General features: G+C 46.1%; 20 protein-coding genes. 8 read left to right on the plus strand and 12 right to left on the minus strand.

The window, feature by feature from the left end; genetic code table 11:
* Positions 1 to 123 precede the first annotated feature (123 nt).
* Both rpsJ and RIE73_RS23735 read left to right on the plus strand, forming a co-directional pair.
* Positions 124 to 441, plus strand: coding sequence for a 30S ribosomal protein S10 (rpsJ, locus tag RIE73_RS23730; RefSeq protein WP_044208966.1), 318 nt, complete (start codon positions 124 to 126; stop codon positions 439 to 441).
* A gap of 234 nt (positions 442 to 675) precedes the next feature.
* Positions 676 to 1,317, plus strand: a complete 642-nt coding sequence (locus RIE73_RS23735) for an LON peptidase substrate-binding domain-containing protein (protein WP_044208968.1) — start codon at positions 676 to 678, stop codon at positions 1,315 to 1,317.
* 47 nt (positions 1,318 to 1,364) lie between these two features.
* Here the strand turns inward: RIE73_RS23735 and RIE73_RS23740 are convergent, their stop codons facing one another.
* From RIE73_RS23740 to RIE73_RS23755, 4 genes are all read right to left on the minus strand, one after another.
* Positions 1,365 to 1,877, minus strand: coding sequence for a pentapeptide repeat-containing protein (locus RIE73_RS23740; RefSeq protein ID WP_446403536.1), 513 nt, complete (start codon positions 1,875 to 1,877; stop codon positions 1,365 to 1,367).
* A 68-nt stretch (positions 1,878 to 1,945) separates the two neighbouring features.
* The gene (locus RIE73_RS23745) at positions 1,946 to 2,734 is read right to left on the minus strand and encodes a hypothetical protein (protein ID WP_446403537.1); all 789 of its coding nucleotides are present in this window, start codon (positions 2,732 to 2,734) and stop codon (positions 1,946 to 1,948) included.
* Complete coding sequence (locus RIE73_RS23750; protein WP_446403538.1) at positions 2,719 to 3,804, minus strand: hypothetical protein; 1,086 nt, start codon at positions 3,802 to 3,804, stop codon at positions 2,719 to 2,721. Before RIE73_RS23750 ends, RIE73_RS23745 begins: the two co-directional genes overlap by 16 nt.
* Positions 3,801 to 5,312, minus strand: a complete 1,512-nt coding sequence (locus RIE73_RS23755) for a hypothetical protein (protein WP_446403539.1) — start codon at positions 5,310 to 5,312, stop codon at positions 3,801 to 3,803. The genes RIE73_RS23750 and RIE73_RS23755 overlap by 4 nt, the downstream gene beginning before the upstream one ends.
* A 196-nt stretch (positions 5,313 to 5,508) precedes the next feature.
* Here RIE73_RS23755 and RIE73_RS23760 point away from each other — a divergent pair, with 196 nt between their 5' ends.
* Together RIE73_RS23760 and RIE73_RS23765 are read left to right on the plus strand one after the other, a co-directional pair.
* Positions 5,509 to 7,524, plus strand: coding sequence for a cellulose biosynthesis cyclic di-GMP-binding regulatory protein BcsB (locus RIE73_RS23760; RefSeq protein ID WP_446403540.1), 2,016 nt, complete (start codon positions 5,509 to 5,511; stop codon positions 7,522 to 7,524).
* The gene (locus tag RIE73_RS23765) at positions 7,521 to 9,824 is read left to right on the plus strand and encodes a glycosyltransferase family 2 protein (RefSeq protein WP_446403541.1); all 2,304 of its coding nucleotides are present in this window, start codon (positions 7,521 to 7,523) and stop codon (positions 9,822 to 9,824) included. The genes RIE73_RS23760 and RIE73_RS23765 overlap by 4 nt, the downstream gene beginning before the upstream one ends.
* A gap of 280 nt (positions 9,825 to 10,104) precedes the next feature.
* On the opposite strand, the gene RIE73_RS23770 is transcribed toward RIE73_RS23765, so the two are convergent.
* Positions 10,105 to 10,317, minus strand: a complete 213-nt coding sequence (locus RIE73_RS23770) for a hypothetical protein (protein WP_446403542.1) — start codon at positions 10,315 to 10,317, stop codon at positions 10,105 to 10,107.
* A gap of 103 nt (positions 10,318 to 10,420) precedes the next feature.
* Positions 10,421 to 11,284, minus strand: coding sequence for a prephenate dehydratase (gene pheA / locus RIE73_RS23775; RefSeq protein WP_446403543.1), 864 nt, complete (start codon positions 11,282 to 11,284; stop codon positions 10,421 to 10,423).
* 306 nt (positions 11,285 to 11,590) lie between these two features.
* Here pheA and RIE73_RS23780 point away from each other — a divergent pair, with 306 nt between their 5' ends.
* The gene (locus RIE73_RS23780) at positions 11,591 to 12,181 is read left to right on the plus strand and encodes a DUF1997 domain-containing protein (protein ID WP_446403544.1); all 591 of its coding nucleotides are present in this window, start codon (positions 11,591 to 11,593) and stop codon (positions 12,179 to 12,181) included.
* Between the two features lie 148 nt (positions 12,182 to 12,329).
* On the opposite strand, the gene RIE73_RS23785 is transcribed toward RIE73_RS23780, so the two are convergent.
* From RIE73_RS23785 to RIE73_RS23805, 5 genes are all read right to left on the minus strand, one after another.
* Positions 12,330 to 12,965, minus strand: coding sequence for a ribonuclease HII (locus tag RIE73_RS23785; RefSeq protein ID WP_446403545.1), 636 nt, complete (start codon positions 12,963 to 12,965; stop codon positions 12,330 to 12,332).
* Positions 12,886 to 13,107, minus strand: a complete 222-nt coding sequence (locus RIE73_RS23790) for a hypothetical protein (RefSeq protein ID WP_446403546.1) — start codon at positions 13,105 to 13,107, stop codon at positions 12,886 to 12,888. The genes RIE73_RS23785 and RIE73_RS23790 overlap by 80 nt, the downstream gene beginning before the upstream one ends.
* On the minus strand, positions 13,100 to 15,121 hold the full coding sequence (locus tag RIE73_RS23795; protein WP_446403547.1) for an Rne/Rng family ribonuclease: 2,022 nt from the start codon (positions 15,119 to 15,121) through the stop codon (positions 13,100 to 13,102). The genes RIE73_RS23790 and RIE73_RS23795 overlap by 8 nt, the downstream gene beginning before the upstream one ends.
* Before the next feature lie 602 nt (positions 15,122 to 15,723).
* On the minus strand, positions 15,724 to 16,902 hold the full coding sequence (locus tag RIE73_RS23800) for a cysteine desulfurase family protein (protein WP_446403548.1): 1,179 nt from the start codon (positions 16,900 to 16,902) through the stop codon (positions 15,724 to 15,726).
* A gap of 49 nt (positions 16,903 to 16,951) precedes the next feature.
* Positions 16,952 to 17,095 (minus strand): hypothetical protein, encoded by a 144-nt coding sequence (locus RIE73_RS23805; protein WP_446403549.1) that lies wholly within the window; start codon positions 17,093 to 17,095, stop codon positions 16,952 to 16,954.
* A 560-nt stretch (positions 17,096 to 17,655) separates the two neighbouring features.
* On the opposite strand from RIE73_RS23805, the gene RIE73_RS23810 reads away from it, so the two are divergent.
* Together RIE73_RS23810 and RIE73_RS23815 are read left to right on the plus strand one after the other, a co-directional pair.
* The gene (locus tag RIE73_RS23810; RefSeq protein ID WP_446403550.1) at positions 17,656 to 18,561 is read left to right on the plus strand and encodes a Uma2 family endonuclease; all 906 of its coding nucleotides are present in this window, start codon (positions 17,656 to 17,658) and stop codon (positions 18,559 to 18,561) included.
* A 63-nt stretch (positions 18,562 to 18,624) separates the two neighbouring features.
* Positions 18,625 to 19,323 carry a Uma2 family endonuclease gene (locus tag RIE73_RS23815; protein WP_446403551.1) on the plus strand — a complete coding sequence of 233 codons (699 nt, stop codon included), beginning with the start codon at positions 18,625 to 18,627 and terminating at the stop codon, positions 19,321 to 19,323.
* A gap of 12 nt (positions 19,324 to 19,335) precedes the next feature.
* Here the strand turns inward: RIE73_RS23815 and RIE73_RS23820 are convergent, their stop codons facing one another.
* Positions 19,336 to 21,198, minus strand: coding sequence for a protein kinase domain-containing protein (locus RIE73_RS23820; RefSeq protein ID WP_446403552.1), 1,863 nt, complete (start codon positions 21,196 to 21,198; stop codon positions 19,336 to 19,338).
* A 663-nt stretch (positions 21,199 to 21,861) separates the two neighbouring features.
* Here RIE73_RS23820 and RIE73_RS23825 point away from each other — a divergent pair.
* On the plus strand, positions 21,862 to 22,404 hold the full coding sequence (locus RIE73_RS23825; RefSeq protein WP_446403553.1) for a hypothetical protein: 543 nt from the start codon (positions 21,862 to 21,864) through the stop codon (positions 22,402 to 22,404).
* Positions 22,405 to 22,854: the final 450 nt, after the last annotated feature.

The raw sequence follows: 22,854 nt of genomic DNA on the forward strand, positions 1-22,854 counted from the left end.
CGGGAAACCCCGAAGACGAATAAAACCGTCCTTGCTTGCTAGTTGGAAGCCCCAAATAAGAGCGAAGCAAGTTGGGGTACTTCACAACTCCTAATTATTTCAGAACCTAGACAATTCAAAACAATGGCAACGATTCAACAGCAAAAAATTCGGATTCGTCTTAAAGCATTTGATCGGCGCTTGCTTGACACGTCATGTGAAAAGATTGTGGATACAGCCAATCGCACCAATGCAGCCGCCGTTGGTCCAATTCCCTTACCGACCAAACGTCGTATTTATTGTGTCTTGCGATCGCCCCACGTCGATAAAGATTCACGGGAACATTTTGAAACACGTACTCATCGACGGCTAATTGACATTTATCAGCCATCGTCCAAAACCATTGACGCCCTGATGAAACTGGATTTACCCGCTGGTGTGGATATTGAAGTGAAGTTATAACGTAGAAAGGTAAGCAGGGAAAGCCTAAAATCGCCCCTGCTCCTAGTGTAGCGGGCATGGAAATAGGTGAGCAGCTTTGTCAAATGTGGAGGAGCTGGGGGAGCATGTTAGAGTGATTTCTGCCTTCATGCACTAGAGCTTCTGAAGCACCTCTGCTTCAATGGTGGCTTCTTGTCCCCCCAAAATCCGTTAAAGTAGGTAAAGAAGCGCAGTTACCCTTTTCACCAAGGCACAATGGCATCCTCTTCCTCAATTGCTGTTAGAGAACTTCCTTTGTTTCCACTACCAGAAGTGGTTCTATTTCCGGGACGACCTCTGCCCCTACATATCTTTGAGTTTCGCTATCGTATCCTAATGAACACGATTTTGGAAAGCGATCGGCGGTTTGGGGTATTAATGTGGGACCCAGTGCAAGGTCAACCCGCCGCTGTTGGCTGCTGCGCTGAAATCATACATTTCCAGCGTCTGCCTGATGATCGGATGAAAGTCTTAACCCTGGGTCAGCAACGATTCCGGGTTTTAGAATATGTCCGCGAAAAACCCTATCGCGTCGGGTTGGTGGAATGGATAGAGGATCAACCCTCCCAAAAAGACTTAAAAGAAATTTCCACATCCGTTGAGCAATTGCTGCGAGATGTCGTTCATCTTTCTGCCAAGCTGACGGATCAGAAAATCGAGCTGCCCGAAGACTTGCCAGACCTGCCCTTAGAGCTATCCTATTGGGTCGCAGGCAATCTTTACGGCGTCGCCTCGGAACAACAAGCGTTGTTAGAAATGCAGGATACAGCCGCCCGTTTGGAACGCGAAGCGGAAATACTGACCTCCACGCGCAATCATTTGGCTGCCCGTACTGTCCTTAAAGATGCATTTAATTAGTTGGGTTTTCAGCATCGCTTTTATCCCATGCACAGGAATGGGCGGCGTTATCGGTCTAATCCAATTACACCGTCAAGCGCCGCCCCCCACAAATAAGTATCTTGCAGGTTAGCACCGCTGAGGTTGGCTCTGCTTAAATTGGCAGAACTTAAGTTAGCGTTGGCTAAATTAGCATTCGTCAGGGTAGCACCACTGAGATTAGCTTTCCAAAGATAAGCATTGCTGAGGTTAGTATGACTGAGATTAGCCCTTTGTAAATCAGCATTGCTCAAGTTGGCACTCCCCAAAGCCGTATAGCTAAGATTAGCATTGCTCAAGTCTGCCTGCCAAAGGTAGGCACTGCCCAAGTCAGCACTAGCTAAATTCGCATTTTTCAGGTTGGCTTGACTTAGGTTCGCTCCCTGTAACTTGGCTCCCCGTAAATCAGCTCCTGCCAAATTAGTATTGGCTAAGAATGCCCCATTTAAGTTACACCCTCGACATTGTTTGGTAGCCAACAACCGTTGAACCGGATCAGAGTTACCCGCACTCACCGTTGAGGCAAACCCTAAGGATGCCATAAGCAAAGTCATCATAATTATGCCAACATTGACACTGGTTTTTGTCCTCATCTGATTCATAAAACACCTTAATTCGACGACAAGAAAACTTTGAATTCTAACCCTTGCCCTGATGGTCCTTGAATATGGCGAAAACCACCCACAACCAGGGTGAGGTTCGGGTTGACTTTCACTTGTACATTCCCCGTCAACTTGGTTAAATCAGTTTGAAGTTCTGCCAATCCATTGGTATTTTCCAATTGGGCAACGAGGGTAATTCGATCCAAAACATTTTGAGAGACTTCTGCAAACCAGCGAATTTCACTGCCTTGAGTACCCAAAAAATCGCGATACGCAATTTCTGCGGTTAAAATTCCTTGACGCTGACCGAGGGAGTAGATCCAACTTACAGGAAAACGAATTTCTATACCAACATTATCCATCCCCAGAGCCAAGTCTTGATCGGGGTCATAGCCCGGAGGTAAAATCAAAAGACCTTGAATTGCCGTTGCCAAATTGGGATCATTATTGAAGCGCCAACGTACCCCAATTTCTTGGTCAATAAAGCCTTGGTTGCGTAGGGTTTCCTCCCCCACGTCATTTTCGATCCAATTATAGGGACTCTTCCAAATCAGGGTTAGATCATCCTGTAAACCGTATTCAACAAATAATTGTAGTTCTACCTTCTCAAAAGAACCTGCTTCTAACGTCCTGAGTGTAACATCCGTGAAAATTCTGCCCTCAGGTTGGGTGAATCCCCCAGCCCAAGCAGGTGGTGTACTCCACAGTGCCAAGGAAACCCACAGTTGCCCATGTAGGAAAACAGGAAGTAGATACGTCGCAATTCCCTGACAATACCCACCTAAGTGACTGCCCACGAACCCTCCTGAATAATCGTTTGAAACGTTTGAACGGCGCTCAGGGCATGAACTGGATTCCCTTTGTAAAGTCCATAGTGCATCAGCGAAATTTTGTCAAGTCCTAAACGGGTAACAGTTCTCAGCCATTCAGGTCGCATCATGATTAAAAAATCCTCCGTTACCGTATTTGCCTGACCGCCATTGGGGTGCAACGCTTTAATCGCCGGTTCGTAATGAGAGACCATTAAAGACTTATGGTAATCAGAGAACACTTGACAACACTGGAGAATTTGCGCGGGGTTGCCAGGGTCAGGTCCTCTAAGTTCAGAATTGTACTCACCCGTTAGTTTAGGTCGCATAGACTGGAAGGCAATCCCATCCATTTGCTGCATAAACTCCCCAAACGGGGGAATCATGCTCAGTCCTGCCCCCTTAGCGGGATCATCAAAGGTAACAATCCATCCTCCCCAACTCGGAGCAACCCAGGCATTAGGGAGCTGTTGTTTAATAATCTGGCGGGCTTGCCGCATATTTTTCATCAGCGCCTGGTAATACTCCGAGGTATCTTGATTGTAGGTATCTGCCGGAATACGCCAGTAGGAAAATTCTGTTGCCAGAGTCCAATAGGTTGGTTTATCTTGGGGATTTGCCTGACGAATATAGCCAGCCAGTTCTTCTATATCACTTAGGAATTGCTGAGAAATGTGATACTCCCCTGTGGGTAACTTGGTATCATCTTCCCAGGTAATCACTTGCAGAGTATAGCCTTGCTGGAACCAGTTTGACAGCAAACCTTGCTTGTGCCATTCTTGCCAGAAACTCAAATCTCCTTGTTTGTGGTCAAAACTGTTCAGCCAACCGGATAAAAACTGAGGTGACAAGGCTTGGGCAATCGTTTTGACCAGGCGATCACTTTTAACCTCTGCCAAAAATCGAGCCGGATCTTCACCAATACCCAATTGCCATGGTGAAGGCGTTGGTGCAGAATTTGGAGAAGACACCGAAGACGCACATCCTTTACTTAACGCTAACAGCACAGGCGCTGTCAGTAAACCTTGGACAAATTTGCGGCGAGAGTAACGAGTCATGGTGAGTCGAGACGTTGTAAGAGTCGGTAGTAGGGGGTTTCGAGTAGTGATTTAAACTCAGATAACGGCATTACTTCTTGACGAATGGGGCGTGGATCTGCCAATTGGCTCCAGAATAAACTGACCTGATCCCAATGATGGATCGGCGATTGTGGTTTTGAGACCACAATAAACTCAGCAAACAATTCAGGCTGTTGTAAGGCTGGGATAAACTCATACTGGTAGGGCAGGATAAAGTAGCGGGGGTCATTGATTTGGTAAACAATTGGAAAATTGATCGCATCGTCCATTAAAACTCGCTGATTAGAACCCAGGTTTTTGTGCAACATGTTCGCGATTTGACGCTGATCTTGATGACGTTGAACCCATTGCTGCACCAACAACGATTGGGGCAATTTTTGTCCGGTTAATTGGCGCCACAGTACTGTTTCTTCGGGGAGAGCCTGATTGTTTTGTAGCCCAAGCCCGCTGCCAATCCAACTGATAACGAGGACAACGGTAAATAACCCCTGTTGCCAAGCTTTCCGGGGCGGAGCTTGCTGCCAAATTAACGGTAAAAGTCCTAATAATAGACCTAAGTAGCTAATCTCACGCAGGAGTGTTTCCTGCCATATAGCTAGAACAATCAACAGGATAGGCAATACAGCAATTAGGATATTCACCCACCGCTGTTTAGCTTGCCACAACAACCAAACTATACCGAGTAGATAAGCCAAAAGCAGGGGCATAATTATCGTCAAATCCAGCAGCAAACTGGGATTTGATTGCTGCAAGAAAACTTCCGTTCCCGGTAAATAAAATCCACTGTAAGCGCTATTAAAAAACTGGAAGGCATTTCCGGTAAACTGCCAGTTAAGATAAAGCCAAGCGGCGATCGCCACCACACTCATAAACAGGGTGACGAGAATAGCGGTTCCCCGAAACCCCCACGATTCTTTAGGGAAAATTGACAGGAGAATCGCGATCACTAGGGGACTGATAAACCAAGCTTCATAACGCACCAGCATCAGGATAGCCAGAGCAAATCCCAGCAGGACGAGGACTAGACTCAGGGGTAACTTCATCGTCTTCGGTTGCGCGATCGCCCAACTCAGCCCCATGATACCCATGACCAAAAGGGTGGTGATCACCCAGTTCGGACTTCGCAACAGCATCAAAGCAAACGCTGGATTGAACACAATTAAAGCAATCCAAAGTCGGCACCAGATTTGAGAAATGGGTAGACTGTCAATTGTACGACTAATCAAGCCAACCAACAGCGCTCCTGCCAAGACTTGCAGCGTAATCGGAGAACCAACCGCTACTGTCCCATAGACCAGTACCGGAGGGAAGACAAAGCCAGTGGCTTGTAAACGGGGTTCCGGACCATAAAAAACCTCTAGGGCTTTAGCTCCAAAAAAAGCCATTTCTTCAGCGAGGAAGCCTTGGAAATCCAGCCAAACCAGAACTGCGCTAAGTATAAATAGAGCCAAGACACTGGCTTTCCAGCTAATTAAGCGGTTAGACATCCCCTGACGTCATCGAAACATAACTGCTCGAAATTCTGGCATACCAACTGGAGAAATTGCCAGTCTAAGCTCCTCGCTTTACAAAAACTTCATAAAAAATACTTGGGCGAGAGGAAAAACCGTGCAACGATAAGTAAAAGAGTGACACGAACTGATTTGTATTCCTCGTTCCAGCATCTCCAGCCATCATTCCTTCATGAGCGATCAACTGACCCCAAACCTTAGCTGGATTAATCATCTGGGACTCCAGGGATTAGCTAGCCTGAGCATCTGGCTGGGGTATAGTCCATTATCTATGGCACTACCTCCGGAAAGGGTTTCCCTACAGCGATTGGGTTACGATAGCTCCATTGTTCTCAACGGTAGCCATCCAGAGTTTAGCATCACCGTTCCTGTGTCCCCAGACATCGATCCAGACCAGAGTTTTGTCCGTTTACGTTTAGAACCTGGGGCAAACCTGAATCGCCATTCATCCGTGGGATTGCGACTCAATGGCGAACTGGCTCGAACAGTTTCGGTGCGATCGCTGCAAGAACAACCATTGGTTACCCTACCTTTAAACTCCCTACCCCCAAGCACATCGTCAATTACATTGACCATCCTGCCATCCTTATCCATAACCGATAATCCCTGCCAGGATCTAGCTACGGGAAATTTATTCCTCACCTTGGGTAAAGATAGCTTTTTTCAGCTCACTCCGGGTTCGACGAGTGATAGCCGTGATCCGATAGAGGATTTCTTTGAACCCTATTATTCCCAAGTCGTCTTATCCGTTCCGCCAAATCTTAATCAAGAGCAGGCAGAACTTGCCTTGAATTTATACAGCCTCTTAGCCTATAAGTTTGGCAAACATCAAGTACCCGTAATTTGGCATCAAGGACAACAACTAGCATCTGAAACTGGCGAACAAGCCCGGGTCATTTTGCACCAGGAACCCACAGAGTCTGACCTAGAACGCCAGGGAGCGACACTTAAAATAAAAGCCACACCTCAAGCATTTGAACATCTCATTGCCCAACTTAAACTCAATCTAGCTATCCCGGCTTCAGAACCGCTATCGTCCCCTCAAAAGCGGACTTTCTCAGAGCTAGGTTTTCAGGAGATGCCCCGGCAAGTTCTGGGTAGCCAAACCTCCCGATTAACCTTTACTCTGGCGCAGATTAAAGCCAAACCTGAACAGTTGAAAGCCCGACTCAAAGCGAGCTTTAACCCAGTCAATTTAAAAGGAGATGCTCACTTCGCCGCTCTGATTTATTTCAACAATACTCTCATCCAAACCTACAACCTGAGAAACCAAACCCAATTAGACGCCCATTTTCCCCTACCCACCCATCGCCTCGCCCCCACGAATACCCTAGAGACCGTTTTTATTTATGACCCAGGTGAAGTCGGTTGTCAAAACCAGCCCAAACCGATATCCGTCCAAGTGCAAGGAGATTCTTCCCTAACGTGGCAAGGCAATCAGGATGCCACGGGCAAATTGAGCGATCTACCCCATCATGCTCTCCAACCTGGACAGGTCATTGTTGATACTCAGCAAACCGCTTTACTGGCAAGTTCAGCTTATCTGTTGGGTGCCATGAGCCATCAGGGTCAACAACCTGTTTTTGCCCACCTACTTGAGGCAAAGTCCATTCAAGATTGGTCTAATCTACCAACTAATCCTAGAGGTGAAACACCGGGGTGGCGATTAATTGCGGCATCTGTACCCACCTCTGATCTACCTGCTCCACTCCAGTTCCAAGGTGGCTGGGAAATTTATAACCCTTTCAATCGGCAGTCTCTGCAAACCGTAGCTGCCAACGACTCCGCCGCGATTCTCCAATCCTTTATCGCTGACGGTATTCCTACCCTTTGGCTGACTCGGCTCGGTCAAGCCGATCAGGTCGATTTAGTCAAACACCTTAGTCTAGCTCTTGCCAATCCCCGCACTCCTTGGGCAACTCACCTCAGTGGCAATGTTGTCACCTTAACCAATTCCGGCGGCATCCAATCTTGGGATGTGAGCGAAGGCGGACTGCAAACCAATGCGATCGCGTCCACCGATTCACCTTTGTTCCTACAGCGCTATGGGAGTCTCCTATTTACCCTTGCTCTGATTAGTGGCGGTGTCGCCGCTTGGTCAACCTACCAACGCCTCGGTCGCCCTCCGCAAATGATTTCCAATCAACCTTTTCCTTCAGAAACGACTCAAGACTCCGAGAAACGATGAAGCAATTTTCAGCAAAGATGATCGCCGCTCTCTTGGCTAAGGGATATCTCACTCGACCCCAATTGCATCGGGTCAAAGAATTACAAGCTCAAACCGCTTGCTCTTTGGGAAAAGCCTTGTGGAGTCTCAATCTAGTCAGCAAAACTGAATTTTTGACCTTAGCCAGTGCTGTAACCAATTTGCTAACCCTTACCGAGTGGTTAAAGTCTTCCGGCAATGTACTAGATTTCAGCTTGGCAAAAGCTCTCAAGACACAAGAACTGATTCAGTGTCGTTTTTTTCCCTGTCACTGGCAACCCGAAACCAACCATCTTGTCGTGGTGGTTACAGAAGCCAACAATCAAACTGTCCATCAGGCAATCCAACGGGTTTGGCAGCAAGCCCAAGTACAAGAGATTCTAGCGACAGAGGATCAGCTTCTCAACCTGATTGTCGAGAAAAATTTGCAGAACCAACTGTTACAGGAAGGGCAGTTAACCCTGGCTCAGTGGCAAGAGGTTCAAGCTCTCCATGAATCAACAGGTTCTTCGTTGGGTTCAATTCTCACTCGTTTAAGTTACCTGCGTCCAATTGACTATATTCGGACTCTCTCCCAACTCACAGATTTTCCAATTTTTTCCCACTTAGTTGGCACAGATTTTCTGAGTATCGATTCTCATTTAATCCAGTCTTTCGACCCACAAATCCTAATTCAAGATTTATTTTTTCCCATTGCGTGGTTAAATGATCATACGATTATGGTCATGGTGCAAGACCCCCTTGATCTAGAAGTCGAAACCAAAATTTATGCTCAAAACCCCGGTGTGGAAATTGTCAAGGTACTGGGAACCGAAAGTGATATTACGGTAATGGTTGATCGCTTCTACCGCAAGGATTTAACCCAAAAAGCGATTTACCAACTCTTGGCTCGTTCACCCAAGGAATCGGCTGCCCGTGTGTTTACCGCACCGCAAATTTTACTCGGTTATATTGGATTCCTAGCGCTGTGGGCTGGGCTGATTGCTAACTGGCAAGCCACATTGGTTTTTTTGCTGATTGCGGTTAACTTCTTCTTTGTGGTATCTATTCTGTTTAAGTTTACTCTCAGTATGATTGGTTCTTTTGAGCAAACTCGTCAAATCACCGATCAAGACATTGCCGAATTAGACAATCAATCATTACCCGTTTATACCATTCTTGTCCCCGTTTATAATGAGCCAGAAGTTATTCCGATTTTGCTCAAAGCCCTGAGTCAGCTTGATTATCCCCAAGAAAAACTGGATGTTTTACTCCTTTTAGAAGAAAAAGATTTAGTCACGATTGAAGCAGCACGAGCGGCTAATCCTCCTCGCTATGTGCGCTTTATCTATATTCCGGATAGCCAGCCGAAGACGAAGCCGAAAGCCTGTAACTATGGCTTGGCATTTGCCAGGGGAGACTATCTGACAATTTATGATGCAGAAGATATTCCTGATCCAGACCAGCTTAAAAAGGCAATCCTGGCATTTAGAAAAGGTTCAAAGAGCTTAGTCTGTGTCCAAGCGGCGTTGAATTACTTTAATCGAGATGAAAATTTCTTAACTCGAATGTTTACCCTGGAATATTCCTATTGGTTTGACTATCTGTTACCCGGATTAGAAGCCTTGGGATTACCCATTCCTTTAGGCGGAACCAGTAATCATTTCCGCACGGATCGCCTGCGAGAATTAGGAGCCTGGGACCCTTTTAATGTCACCGAAGATGCGGATTTAGGAATTCGTGCCAGTCAACGAGGGTATACTGTCGGTGTGATTAACTCTACCACCTATGAAGAGGCGAATTGCCGCTTCAAGAACTGGATTCGGCAGCGATCGCGCTGGATCAAAGGCTATATGCAAACCTGGTTGGTTCATAATCGTCATCCTTATAAATCCCTCAAAACTCTCGGTCTAAAAAACTGGCTATCTTATCAATTTTTTATTGGCGGACATATCTTAGGATTTCTTTGTAGTCCAATTCTCTGGTTATTACTGTTGGTTGAATTGCTCACTCAAGCTCATTTTATTGAAAAACTATTGCCAAGTTGGATGATTTATATCTCCCTATTTAACTTGATTTTTGGCAATGCCATTGGCATTTATTTAAATATGATTGCCATGTTTCGGCGCAAATATTACAAGCTTTCATTCTATGCCCTACTCAATCCGTTTTACTGGCAACTCCATTCGATGGCTGCTTATATGGCACTTTGGCAGTTGTTTACCAAGCCGTTCTACTGGGAAAAAACCCTGCACGGTATTAGTAAGTTTACGAAGCCTTCATCGGTGAAAATGTCTACATAAAAAGGATGTGTCAGGAACATAGGAGCAAGGAGTGGATAGGGTTTATTGTTCTTCAATGAGTGCCATTGAGTCAATGGGTATGACACTGTAGCTACCAAAAAATACATTTGTCTGCCCGTGAGTAGGCGGACAAAAGAAAACGGCACGCTTATTAATTTGTGTAAATTGACCTCAAACTCTTACTATTCCCCATTCCCTAATCTCAACCGTTAACTTTAATTGTGTCCACCTACTTACAGTCCTTAAGGATGCATTTAATTAGGGCTTTTGAAACAAGCTTTTAATACCTGGGTTTGCAATCCGAAAAGCTCAAACATTCACTATCAAGGAACCCAGCTAGTGCCATTTCCAGTACGGCTTCGATGGGATACTCAATCTGGGCAGCCCGTCGTTCAAATGCTTCCCTGATGTGAGTCGGCAATGCGACCAGGATCATGCGAGCGGCCACCGGGCTAAGATGTTCAATTGTTTCCTGTTTAACAGTTGGTTGCATGGCTTTTCCTCCCTAAGCTTGACATATTTGTCGAATTGTGTGCCTAGAGCGCTGGTCTAGTCATCTAAGTCATAACGTCAAATACCATTTTTCCACAAGTCTCTTACTCCTCAATCAGTGCCATTGAGTCAATGGGTATGACACTGTAGCTACCAAAGATTTTCAGAATTTCTGTATGAGCGGCAGCTTCTGAGAGTGCCTCTTGCACCAACGGTGTAGAGGCATCGGCTTCTAAATCAATAAAGAAAAGATACTCACCCAGCGATCGCTTGGTTGGGCGAGATTCAATCCGACTTAGGTTAATCTCTCGCTGGGCAAAGGCTTGCAGGGGTTTAACTAAGGCTCCCGGTACATTGGCAGGGGTGCTAAACGCCAAGGAGGTATGACTCCCCCCAGGAGACGATTGCTGACCGACAATCCAGAAGCGAGTACAGTTGTCTGGATAATCATTGATAGCCGCCGCCAGGATAGGTAACTGGTAAAGCATCGCTGCCCGTTGGGATGCGATCGCACCTGCTGTATAGTCAGTATCCAGATGCTGTAAGGCTTCTGTGGTTGAGTTTGTGGGTATGAGTTGTACCAAGGGTAGATTGTTTTCTAGCCACCCTTGACATTGGGCAAGGGCTTGAGGATGAGAATAAACGGTTTGGATTGCCTGAAGACGAGATGCCCGTGATAACAGGGCATGTTGGATTGGCAAAACCAATGCCTGTTGAATTTGTAGTTGATCCAGTTGCCACAGCGTATCCAACGTAATCGTGACACTGCCTTCAATGGAATTTTCCACAGGCACCACCGCCAAATCCGCTTGCTCTTGGGCGACGGCGTGCAGAGTTTGGGCAATGCTGGCATAAGGACATAACCAGGGTTTTGAATCACATTCACGGGTAAGAGTGCGACAGTAAGCTAATGCTGCCGCTTCTGCGTAAGTCCCTGGGGGTCCAAGATGGGCAATTGAGATTGACATAAACTGCGCTTTAGCTTATTATTATAAGCTTTATTTGTCCTCAGTAATGAGATTTAATAATTTCCGTCCTTAGGACTAAATTTTTGCCCTGATCGAGGCACTGAAAGTCTTCTATAGGAAGATAACGGTTGGCGAGCATAATTTCTACAATCGGAGTAAGGATTAAGTTACATGCTGTAGTCTCATTTACGAGACTCGCTCATCCCCATAACCTTAAAAAATTTCCCCCAGTTATGTAAATAAACTTTAATTAAAGTAAGATTAACTTTAAGAAACTTAGACAAAACACAACGTTGCTCTCACCCTATGACCAGCCAGTTTACTGCATCCCAATCCGTAGAACTTGCCGTAGCCGAACAACCTATCCCGATTCAGCACTATTTACGTCAACCTCAGCGCCTGGTACACGCGATCGCTGATCCGAATCTGATCGAGCAACTGAGTCCAGAACAGTTTCGCCTCAAGATGCGTCCATTGCATTTTCTGTCGTTAACCTTTCAACCGCGAGTCATTCTCAAAGTTTGGGCAGAGGGTGACGGTATAGTTCATCTGCGATCAGTAGATTGCGACATTCCTGGATTAGACTACATCAATCAACGCTTTACCCTGGAGGTCAAGGGAAAACTCTATCCTGAGCAACAGCAAAACACCACTCGGCTCAAAGGTAAGGCTGATTTAAAGGTTCGCGTGGATATTCCTTTTCCTCTATCGATGACACCCCAACCCATTATTGAAACAACCGGAAATGGATTACTCAAAAGTGTGTTGCTGCGAATTAAGCAGAAATTAATGCATCAACTGCTATTGGATTATCGGCAATGGGCTAACGCGGATCGTCAAACCCTTAATCAGCCTAACTCTCAGCATCTTGCACCCGCTGATAATCCCAGCATTTAGTGATTTGTCAGGGAACAGGGAACGGGGAACAGGGAACAGGGAACGGCGATATGGAACAGGGAACGGCGATATAGAACAGGTAAGGTAGAGTTTTGAGTTAACTTCCTCATCTTCCCAGCTCCTCTGCTCCTCCGCTCCCCCAGTTCCCTCATTCCCCATCCTTGAGTTGACACGGACGAAAGGAGAGGCGATGCTGGGGCGAAGGACCCAACTGTTGGAGGGCTAAGCGATGTCGTTGAGTTCCGTACCCCTTATTAGCGGCTAAGTCATAATCGGGATACTTCATTGCTAAACGCCCCACTAAATCATCGCGCCAGACTTTCGCCACAATGCTCGCTGCTGCGATTTCCAGCGATCGCTGATCCCCTTTAATCAGATTCGTTTGGGGTACAGGTAAACCCAGCACTGCCTGTCTCCCATCAATCAAGCATAAATCAGGCTGCACGTTTAACTTAAGCACAGCCCGTTTCATTGCCAACAGAGAGGCTTGTAAGATATTAATTTGGTCAATTTCGGCACTGGTGGCATAACCAATACTCCAATCGACAGCCAACTCTTGAATCGCTTGCGCCAATTTCTGGCGTCGTAGCCGAGTTAACTGTTTGCTATCTTTCATGCCAGAACCCGCCAAATTGGGCAGAGTCGATGCAGGTAAAATCACTGCTGCTGCTACAACAGGACCAAATAAAGCACCACGCCCAACTTCATCCACGCCGGCGACCAATTTGCGATCGCCCGATAGTTCGGGTAGTTGACAATAGTTCGCTGAATTTTCCATGTTCATGGATGCTGGTCATCCCATCTTCCCCATCTTCCCCATCTTCCCCATCTTCCCCATCTCCCCCATCTCCCCCATCTCCCCCATCTCCCCCATCTTCCCCAGGAAAGGGGCTAGCTTGGGGGATGATACCAAATTCTTTACTCATTCTCCCTGGCTGAAGAACGGCGGCGACGACGACGAATCAAAGGTGGCTTTGTGTCCGATTCAATGGCTGAACTGGAGTCAGTCGATAATTCTGAATCGACGGCTTCTCCAGAAGAAGTAACCAGTACCCTGTCTGAACTCTCTTCTGTCTCCTCTGAGTCAGACTCCTTCGCTGAGTCAGACTCCTTCGCTGAGTTAGACGTATCCTCTCCTGAATCATCACCCGTGTCATTATCAGAAGCATCCGATTCAGCTTCTCCAGGAAGCACCACCGACACCATCACTGATCGGGGATTTCTAATCTCCCGATCTAACCGCACTAACGGCGAAATACCCATCAAGGCATAAACATCCTGTTCTTCCGGGGTCATCTCCACCTGAATCACTTCTGGTGGTTCCACGTCTACCACCGAGCGAACCAGCTGGGGTTTGCCCACTCGTTCGTTAGAGTCTGAGACAATGGGACGTTCAACAGATGTACTATCACGCCTCGTCCCCTCTACGTCTTCACTCACATCAGAGGAGCGTTGGGACACAGGGATGGGGCGAACATTACTCTTCGCTGCGGGTTCCTCCTTGGAGATCACTTCCTCTAGGCGGCGACGACGGCGGCGGCGAGTACCATTAGCCATACCCCGTTCTTGATAACTAGGATGATTGAGTTCCAGTTCCTCTGGCTCATTAAAGCCAGGGATATCCAGGGGTTCGGGAAGATCCGGCGTTTCGGGGATGTCAACGCGAGCAACAGGCTCTGGCTCTTGTTGCACTTGCGGTTCTGGCTCACCCGGAAGATGCACCAGATGTCCTAATCCACCACAACTTGGACAAGTGCGACCAAATAATTCGTAAATATTTTGACCCTGGCGCTTGCGGGTGAGTTCGACTAACCCCAGTTCTGAAAGTTGGGCAATTTGGGGTCTGGCTTTGTCAAGTTTCAACGCTTTGTTGAAATGTTCCAGAACCTGTAATTGATCACGCCGCGAGTCCATATCGATAAAATCCACGATGATTACGCCAGCAATATTACGTAGGCGCAATTGGCGGGCGATTTCTGTCGCCGCTTCGCAGTTCGTCCAGAGAACAGTTTCCCGCGCCGTAGCAGAACGGGTAAAGGAACCGGAGTTGACATCAATAACGGTTAGGGCTTCCGTCGGTTGGATAATGATATAGCCTCCGGAAGGCAGATCGACTCGTGGCTTTAAGGCTTCTCGAATCGCCGCATTAATGCGGAAATAATCGAGAATCGAGAGGCGATCGCGGTGATGGTCAATTAAAACCCCTTCCGGTGATCTGCCACCACTCCAGCTCACTAACTGCTGCTTGACCCGTTTGACCGCAGTATTGGAATCAACCACAATCCGATTCACATCCGCTGTATACATATCCCGGAGGACCCGCTGGATAAAATCATCATCGCGATTGAGTAAAGCTGGCGCTCGGGTCGAGGTTGCCTCCTGCTGAATGGCTTCCCATTGACGTTGCAGCGACTCCAAGTCCTCCATAATCGCTTCTTCGGCTCTGCCTTCGGCTTCTGTGCGAACCAATAATCCCATGCCAGAGGGTTTGATCAGCACAGCCAAGGCTCTGAGGCGATTACGCTCGTTTTCGTTCTTGATCCGTCGGGATAAATTGACCCCTCGTCCATAAGGCATCAGCACCAGATAACGACCTGGTAAGCTGATATTTCCGGTCAGCCGGGGACCTTTATTTCCCGTCGGCTCCTTCATCACTTGGACTAAGACTTTTTGCTGCGGGGTGAGCAGTTCCGTAATCGCTCCGGAGCGACGTTTCAGTCGCAGTGGACCTAAGTCGGTGACGTGAATAAATCCATTGCGTTCGGCATCGCCAATATTGACAAACGCGGCATCAATGCCTGGTAAAACGTTTTCGACAATGCCAAGATAAATATCACCAACTTGGTGGCTGCCCGTGGCAACGACAAGTTCTTGGATTTGATCTTCTGAAAAGACAGCAGCCAGACGATATTGCTCTGCAATAATAATTTGCTTTGCCATTCAATTTCCTCAAAATTTGGCAGTACGCTCAAGTACTGAAGCTTGTCTAATTTGGAATTTTAGATAGCTGATTAGTTTAGAGGGCAGGCAAACGAGCCAAGCTTGAAAGACGCTTGAATGCTTGTCTGAGTTACCTTTTCCACTAAAAATCTTAATTCGCATACCTAAAATTGATCGGTCACTCTTGCTTTGGCTACCCTTTATGATTCTGAAAAGCAAAAACTTTAGCTTTACAATGAAAACGGAATTCGTGATCGGGGAGTGACTGAAGACTACTGACACTCTCATGGATCAACTTTGTCTCCAATGCTAGAGGTAGCCAATTCATGCCCCTTCGCCCAAGGAGCCAGCATTGGAGTTTGGTAACGTGAAAGTCAAAAGTCTGGAAGTTTGAATCAGTTACGGACAGTATCTATCAGATAGTTTACACAGGTCGAACCCTAGTGTCACTGTAGGTACGCAACTGCTTTCTCAATTTTACATTATACTGCTTCGCTTGTTGATTGTTAATGAGTAAAGTTTATCAGTTTAGCTGTAAGAGGTTCCGGGTGCTGGGGAGGATGGGGGAGCTGGGGGAGCTGGGGGAGCCATCCTAATTCAGGTTACTCAACCGACGCTTGAGAGGTTTGAGCTTGACGCAGGGACTTAATGGTCGCGATCGCGTGTTGGGCAACTCTATCAATTTCCTCGGCTGTATTATAGCGCCCAATCCCCAACCGAATCGAAGCCTGAGCTAGGGATTCTGAATGTCCCAGTGCCAAAAGGACGTGGGATGGCGCTACATTAGTCGAGGAACAAGCCGAACCCGAGGAAACCGCGACGACAGGTTGCAATCCCAACAGCAGGGCGGAACCATCCACCCCTTCCACCGAAATATTAAGATTTCCTGACAATCGCTGATTCGGATGACCATTCAGGTGAATCCCCCCAACCTGAGACAGGGTATGCCAAAGCCGTTCGCGTAATTCGAGGAGGCGTTGAGATTCGCCGACTTGTTCAGCTAATCCTAGTTCCACCGCTTTACCAAAGCCAACGATTTGCGGTGTGTAGAGAGTACCCGAACGAATTCCCCGTTCTTGTCCCCCTCCCTGAATTTGAGAGGCTAACTTAACTCTAGGGTGACGGCGGCGGACATAAAGCGCCCCAATGCCCTTGGGACCATAAACTTTATGGGCAGTTAGGGACATTAGGTCAATATTCATATCCTGGACATCCAAGGGGATTTTACCAATCCCTTGGGCGGCGTCGGTATGGAAGAGTACCTGATGCTGGTGACATAGTTCCCCCATTTCAGCCAAGGGTTGTAATACGCCAATTTCATTATTGGCAGCCATCACCGAGACTAAAATTGTATCGGGACGAATCGCTTTTTCCAGTTGGGTTACGTCGAGTAGTCCATCCCCTTGAACGGGAAGCTGCGTCACCTCAAATCCTAAGTTTTGTAAATAGGTACAAGGATCAAGCACCGCCCGATGTTCGGTTGGGAGGGTAATAATATGACGCCCTTTACTGAAATAAGCTTCAGCAACTCCTTTAATCGCTAAATTATTCGCTTCTGTTGCACCACTGGTGAAGACGATTTCCTCAGGTGTGGCGTGGATAGCGTCAGCTAGAGTTTGTCGTGCTTGTTTCACCGCCGCTTCTGCTTCCCAACCGTAAGCGTGGCTGATACTGGAAGGGTTGCCAAAATGTTCTCTAAAATAAGGCAGCATTGCCTCTAGCACCCGTTCATCCATGGGAGTGGTAGCGTGGTTGTCAAGGTAAATGGGACGATGAGACATAGTTAGTAGATTGTCATTTGTCATTGGTTAAGGAATAGGGAATTTAAATTTATGATTCGTCATTCATCAGTTGACTTAATTTTTTGAGGATACTCAAGACAGTATAGAGTTCATTTTCTCGTTTTAATAGGCTAAATGGTTCAGACAAGGCATACTTGGGTGTGTTTTGTTGAGAGAGTTTAATAAATACCAATTCACTCCCATGGGTTAAACCGAATTTTTGTTCGATGTCAATGATGTTTAGGGTTTGAGCTTGGATGACTTGAACCCTAATTCGTCAATTTTATCACAATAAATCTGGGTAGGAATCATGACAATGGATTATAAACCTCCTGGCGTGATACGAGGCAGGGCGCAAGGATGGTGTCCCTACATACAATGGTGGAATAGGTTATAGGTTTGGTTAACGCTTGGCACTTAACAAAGTTTAGGAACTAAAGCCATTACTAGGAACAATAATTAATTTTTTTGTCTTCAATACCTCGAATCGATTAATAGAGATAATCAGCCAATGGATTGTTGGCGATAGGAGCCTATAATATTTAATTATTCGGTAGGGGCGACCCGCTTGAACAAAACAATAACTGTGTCCACTCAATTGGATCGGGTCGCCCTTTACTCAATCGGCTGTGGCAGAAAGTATTTCTTTTAAATTATGGGTTTTCCTTGATTGGCTATTTTAGCGATCGCGCTTTTGTTAAGATCCGTTTAGGTATGTGGAAAAAAACACCTTAGTGGAGAGAGACGCTGATCATGTCCGACTTGGCAACCCAAGAGACAACATCCCAAACTGTGGTAGGCTGGGAACCATCCATGCCGCCAACTGACTTAATCTTTGATGATGGAGAACCGTTGGAAAGTAATCGCCACCGTATTGCTATAAATGTCCTGATTCGGTCATTGCAGCAAGCCTATCTTGACCGCAATAATTTCTTTACCAGCGGTAATATGTTTATCTATTACAGCAGTGAACAGGCGCGGAACCGAGATTTTAGAGGACCCGATTTCTTTGCCGTATTAAATGTTGACGGGACGACTGAACGGCAAGGTTGGGTTGTGTGGGAAGAAGGGGGGCGTTATCCTGATGTAATTGTCGAATTAATGTCTCCTTCTACGGCGTCTGCGGATACGGGGACAAAGAAAGATATTTATGAGCGTATTTTTAGAACACCAGATTACTTTGTGTTTAATCCCTTTGACCCCAATTCATTACAGGGTTGGCATTTGGATGCGTCTCAACACTATCAACCGTTAGTCCCCAATGAACAGGGTTGGTTGTGGTGTCAGACATTGGGGTTATGGTTGGGAACTTGGCAAGGAACCCTAGACCGAGAGACGGCGGTTTGGTTACGATTTTATGATCAAGAGGGTAATCTTGTCCCCCTACCTGAAGAAGCGGCTCAACAAGACGCACAATCGGCTCAACAGCAATTAGAAATTGTTCAACAGCAAGCACAAGCGGCTCAACAGCAAGGACTTCAACAGGGGACATTACGACAGTTATTGCGTATCCTGGCTACTCGCTTTGACCAAGTTCCGCCAGATATTGAACCACGTTTACAGGTACTTGAAGTCAATCAATTAGAGGATTTAGTGGCGGTGGCTTTGACGGCACAAACCCTGGCAGAATTTGTCAGTAACGTACCGGAAGGTTCATGATAGAATTAGACGCGATACGTCCTATCGGACAGGCTTAGCGATCGCGATCGCACTCTCTTTCCCGTGACACTTTCAACCCAAGAACTCGAACAGGTTCGGGCGACATTTCCCGATTATCCCGCCCGATTAGAGAATGGGCGAATTATTTTAAGTCCACCCCTATCCTTACCCTTTACCCCCCATGACTTGGAACGGGTACAAGCGACGTTTGATGACTATGGGATGGAATTACGGAGAGGTCGAATCATGATCATGTCCCCTTGTATTGTTAATTGTGGGGGAATGGCGTCCGCGATCGCAAGGTCTAATTTTGGTTTTGCTTTGATGAATTGGGTTAAAACGGGTTCTGATCATCCCTTGGGTTATGTTTTGGGGCGCTGCGGTTGGATTTTGCCGAATGGGGATGTGATTGAACCAGATAACTGTTTTATTCACGCTGAACGAATGCGGGATTATATGCGCCAGAATGGATTGACAAAGTTACCCGAATCGTATCCCGAATTAGTGCCAGATTTAGTAATGGAATGTTGCTGCTGTACGGAAGCGGAAACTGATCCGAGTTCATATCAGAAAGCCAAGCTGCAAATGCTGAAGGCAATGGGGATACCTGTGGGTATTTTTATTGAACCAGAGATAGAGCAAACGGTAACAGTTTATCAACAGGGTCAACCGGAAATGGTATTGAGGGATGGGGATATTTTGACGATTCCAGAGTTGCTTCCAGGCTGGGAATTGCCGATTGCAGAACTATGGGAGACTTGAGTAAGAGATAGTTTACTGGATTCGCCATACCTTAATTGTGCAGTCTTTACTTCCACTGACTAAAAATTGTCCATCCGGACTGAAAACCAAATCAGTCACATCATTTAAATGTCCAGTAATTGTATTAACCTCTTTTCTTGTCTTTAGATCCCACACTTTAAGGGTTTTATCTGTACTACCACTAACTAATAGATCTCCACTGGGACTGACGGCTAGAGAAGTAACCACGCCGGTATGCCCAGTGAGCGTGTCAATTTTATCTCCAGTAGTTAAACTCCATATCTTGATGGTTTTATCAGAACTGCTACTAATCAAGCGTTCTCCATCTAGAGTAATGACGACTGAACTAATATAACCTGAATGTCCTCTGAAAGAACAGCGTGGAAAACTTTCAATTACACCACTTAAATCACCACTGACTATAGTTTTTCCATCTGGACTTACTGCTACACAACGCACAGACTTTGTATAATGCCTAGATTTTGTATGTTTAAAAATAGTACGAATTTCCTCTCCAGTATTCAGATTCCATAACGTTGTAAATCCCCCATAACTACCACTAATCAACTTCTGTCCATCCGGAGTAATTGCTATAGAATATACACTACCGTGATTATCTTCAAAAGTGCGAATTAGCTCTCCCGTGCTGAGTTTACATACCTTAATCGAGCTATCATCACCACCGCTAACCAGATATTGTCCATCTAGGCTAATCGCTAGAGACAATACGCTATTTCGGTGTTCTGTGACAGTATAAATTTCTGTTCCATTATTCATATTCCATGCTTTAATTGCGTTACCATTACCACTAACTAAAATTTCTCCATCTGGACTCATGGCTAAGCAATGAACAGATTCAAAGGAATCAGAATACCAATTATCACCGATAGTGCGTTCTAAGACAATGTTTTGCTTGTTGGGTGTATGTACGACTTGAGATGAAGTAGTGTTAGATAATTTTCGGGGATATAAAGTTTGATCAATCTCTGCCAACTGTGCCAAAATTGACTGGGTATCGGCGGGACGTTTCTGAATTGGACGAGCCATCAGTTGATCGATAAAATCTCCGAGTAGAGAGGAAATTTGAGGTGCTTTGTCACGCCAATCCTCTAACTCATCGGTATAAATATCATGGCGATAGCGATCGCCAAGATTCAAAGGATGTTCTCCCGTCAGTAAATGGACAAAAGTACGACCCAAGGCAAAAAAATCTGATTGGGGAGCAGCGCTACCAATGACTTGTTCTAGGGGAGAATAACCGTCAGAAACAACTTTTGTAACTTGTCCGGCTGCTTGTTTTTGCTCATAGGTTCCAGTAATTTCCCGGGCGATGCCAAAATCAATTAATACCAGTCCTCCATCTGGTTTAAGCATGATATTTGATGGCTTAATATCTCGGTGAAAAAGCTGCTGTTGATGGACTTCGTGTAGTGTGTTGGCAAGTTGACTTAGCCAATCAACCGCTAGTTTTTCATTAATGGGGCGATTCCCCCGATTTTCTAACCATTTTTCCAGATTCTCTCCCTCAATTTTCTCCATTACCAAACAATACACGGGTTCTTGACTGTTTTTAGGATGAAAAGTGAAGTATTCCTCTGCTTGGGGAATTCCGGGATGATGCAGCCGAGTTAATACTTGGGCTTCTCGCTGGAATTGTTCTACAGGTTTGGGTTCATTTTTACTCAGAACTTTGATAACTTTGGGAATAGTGGTGCGATCGCTAACGTCATAGGTCTTAGCAAAACCGCCTTCGCCCAAGAGACTTATAACCCGATAACGTCCCTCCAATAGCAATTCAGACTGACAACTTTGGCAATAAAGCCGATGATCGGGATTATCAGGATTCTGACACTTAGGATTGATACACAGGCTCATCAGTTCAGCGAATATGGGTCATGATCGATAGTGTAGCGTCATCGATTCAGGAATTGACTGATCAATGCTGTCGAAATCCTGTTTGTCGAGGCTTGGCTATCGTACTGGCGTGACACATCTTATTTAGTGGATGAGAATTGTAGGGGCGCAAGGCTTGCGCCCGGTTTAACCCTTCGACTTCGCGGCAATTGAGCCTGTCGAAATTCAGGGTTAAACATCAAATCTATTCCACCATTTTAGCTGTGTCAGTCCAGTAGATTTTTCTATGAATCCGGCTGAGTAGCCAACGACGCTGACTATCCAGGAAACTGAGGGAGTGGTTCGCGATACGTCCTATCGGACACGCTTGCGTCCTGCGATCGCGATCACACTCCTGACACTCTCAGATAGGATAGATTAAAGCCCCCATACCGATTGCCATAAACACGATCATAAACCTACCGACATTGATAAAAGGGCGAGTCAATATCAGTAATCCCTTACCCCATCTACAATAATCCAGCGACTCGCCCCTACACGATATTGAATAATTGAAGACGTTTTGATCGGAAACTCCCTGATTTTGATCCTGGGGAGTGATGCACAAACTCGTCAGTTTAGCGAATATAGGTCATGATCGACAGTGTAGCCTCATCAATTAACCTTCAATGAGTTTATTTACCAATGCGTCAACATCCAACCGCGATCGCACTTTTTTCACTCCTGTGTTTACTGAGTACGGCTTCCTTAGCTGCTAAGACTAACCCATCCCCGACACCGACTAAAGACTTATCCTTTGAGTTGAAAGCGGTTGATAACCGTTTTGACCCCCGTCAACTTGAACCAGGCGAGGAATTTATGGATCTGGAAGTTGTCTCAGTTCAAGCTGATTCATTACCTGAGTATGGCGTAACTGGTCGAGTCCAATTTCGGGGTCAAATTGCTATCACTGGGACTTACGAACCCAATCACCAGCTTACGGGAAACACCGAGAAACCCTGTTTTGTTGTTGATGAAGCCGCCGCCAAACAGTTACCCCGATTTCAGGGCGATGATCGCCAAGTTTGGTTTTGTTTCAATAATCCAGAAATTGCTCAACAGAAATTGGGTGGACAGGATACTCAACCCAAAAAAGCGATAATCGTGATCGATGATTATGAGACGGTGTATTATCCCTCCGATGTCTTTGATACGGCTACTTTGGTACGGGTGATTAGTCAAGAGTAATGGTCATTTATCCTTGGTCATTTGTCATTTGCCAGGGGAGTTAATGTTTTGATATCATGTCCGGCTATGTCGTTCGTCTATCAATACCTTTCGTGATTGGGAAAAACCTGACATTTTTACCCTTCGACTGGATTGACACAGCTACAATTGTGGATTAGATTTGTCAGTTTTATGGGCGCAAAGCTTTGCGCCCCTACAATCTCTTCTACCCTTCTATCCTCCTACACTTTTACCCAACTGCGATACCAGTAACCCTGTCCCTGACTTATTAATAAAGGCGGCTTTTGTTCAATTATAGCGGTACTAAGACAGGTGAGGACATTCTTTACTGTTCCCTGTTCCCTGTTCCCTGTTCCTTCTTGGACTAACTGATGTCCTTTCCGTACCTCGTAGTGCTATATATTTTGCACCTTTGTCAGTCAGCCCCGACATCCGCCAATAACTCAAGTT

Origin of the sequence: Coleofasciculus sp. C1-SOL-03, assembly GCF_040220555.1 — a bacterium.
GTDB lineage: Bacteria > Cyanobacteriota > Cyanobacteriia > Cyanobacteriales > Coleofasciculaceae > Coleofasciculus.

Coding starts and splice junctions, on each gene's coding strand:
- rpsJ (WP_044208966.1), top strand. CDS start 124: ATGGCAACGATTCAACAGCAAAAAATTCGGATTCGTCTTAAAGCATTT.
- RIE73_RS23735 (WP_044208968.1), top strand. CDS start 676: ATGGCATCCTCTTCCTCAATTGCTGTTAGAGAACTTCCTTTGTTTCCA.
- RIE73_RS23740 (WP_446403536.1), bottom strand. CDS start 1,877: ATGGCATCCTTAGGGTTTGCCTCAACGGTGAGTGCGGGTAACTCTGAT.
- RIE73_RS23750 (WP_446403538.1), bottom strand. CDS start 3,804: ATGACTCGTTACTCTCGCCGCAAATTTGTCCAAGGTTTACTGACAGCG.
- RIE73_RS23755 (WP_446403539.1), bottom strand. CDS start 5,312: ATGTCTAACCGCTTAATTAGCTGGAAAGCCAGTGTCTTGGCTCTATTT.
- RIE73_RS23760 (WP_446403540.1), top strand. CDS start 5,509: ATGAGCGATCAACTGACCCCAAACCTTAGCTGGATTAATCATCTGGGA.
- RIE73_RS23765 (WP_446403541.1), top strand. CDS start 7,521: ATGAAGCAATTTTCAGCAAAGATGATCGCCGCTCTCTTGGCTAAGGGA.
- RIE73_RS23770 (WP_446403542.1), bottom strand. CDS start 10,317: ATGCAACCAACTGTTAAACAGGAAACAATTGAACATCTTAGCCCGGTG.
- pheA (WP_446403543.1), bottom strand. CDS start 11,284: ATGTCAATCTCAATTGCCCATCTTGGACCCCCAGGGACTTACGCAGAA.
- RIE73_RS23780 (WP_446403544.1), top strand. CDS start 11,591: ATGACCAGCCAGTTTACTGCATCCCAATCCGTAGAACTTGCCGTAGCC.
- RIE73_RS23785 (WP_446403545.1), bottom strand. CDS start 12,965: ATGAACATGGAAAATTCAGCGAACTATTGTCAACTACCCGAACTATCG.
- RIE73_RS23790 (WP_446403546.1), bottom strand. CDS start 13,107: ATGAGTAAAGAATTTGGTATCATCCCCCAAGCTAGCCCCTTTCCTGGG.
- RIE73_RS23795 (WP_446403547.1), bottom strand. CDS start 15,121: ATGGCAAAGCAAATTATTATTGCAGAGCAATATCGTCTGGCTGCTGTC.
- RIE73_RS23800 (WP_446403548.1), bottom strand. CDS start 16,902: ATGTCTCATCGTCCCATTTACCTTGACAACCACGCTACCACTCCCATG.
- RIE73_RS23810 (WP_446403550.1), top strand. CDS start 17,656: ATGTCCGACTTGGCAACCCAAGAGACAACATCCCAAACTGTGGTAGGC.
- RIE73_RS23820 (WP_446403552.1), bottom strand. CDS start 21,198: ATGAGCCTGTGTATCAATCCTAAGTGTCAGAATCCTGATAATCCCGAT.
- RIE73_RS23825 (WP_446403553.1), top strand. CDS start 21,862: ATGCGTCAACATCCAACCGCGATCGCACTTTTTTCACTCCTGTGTTTA.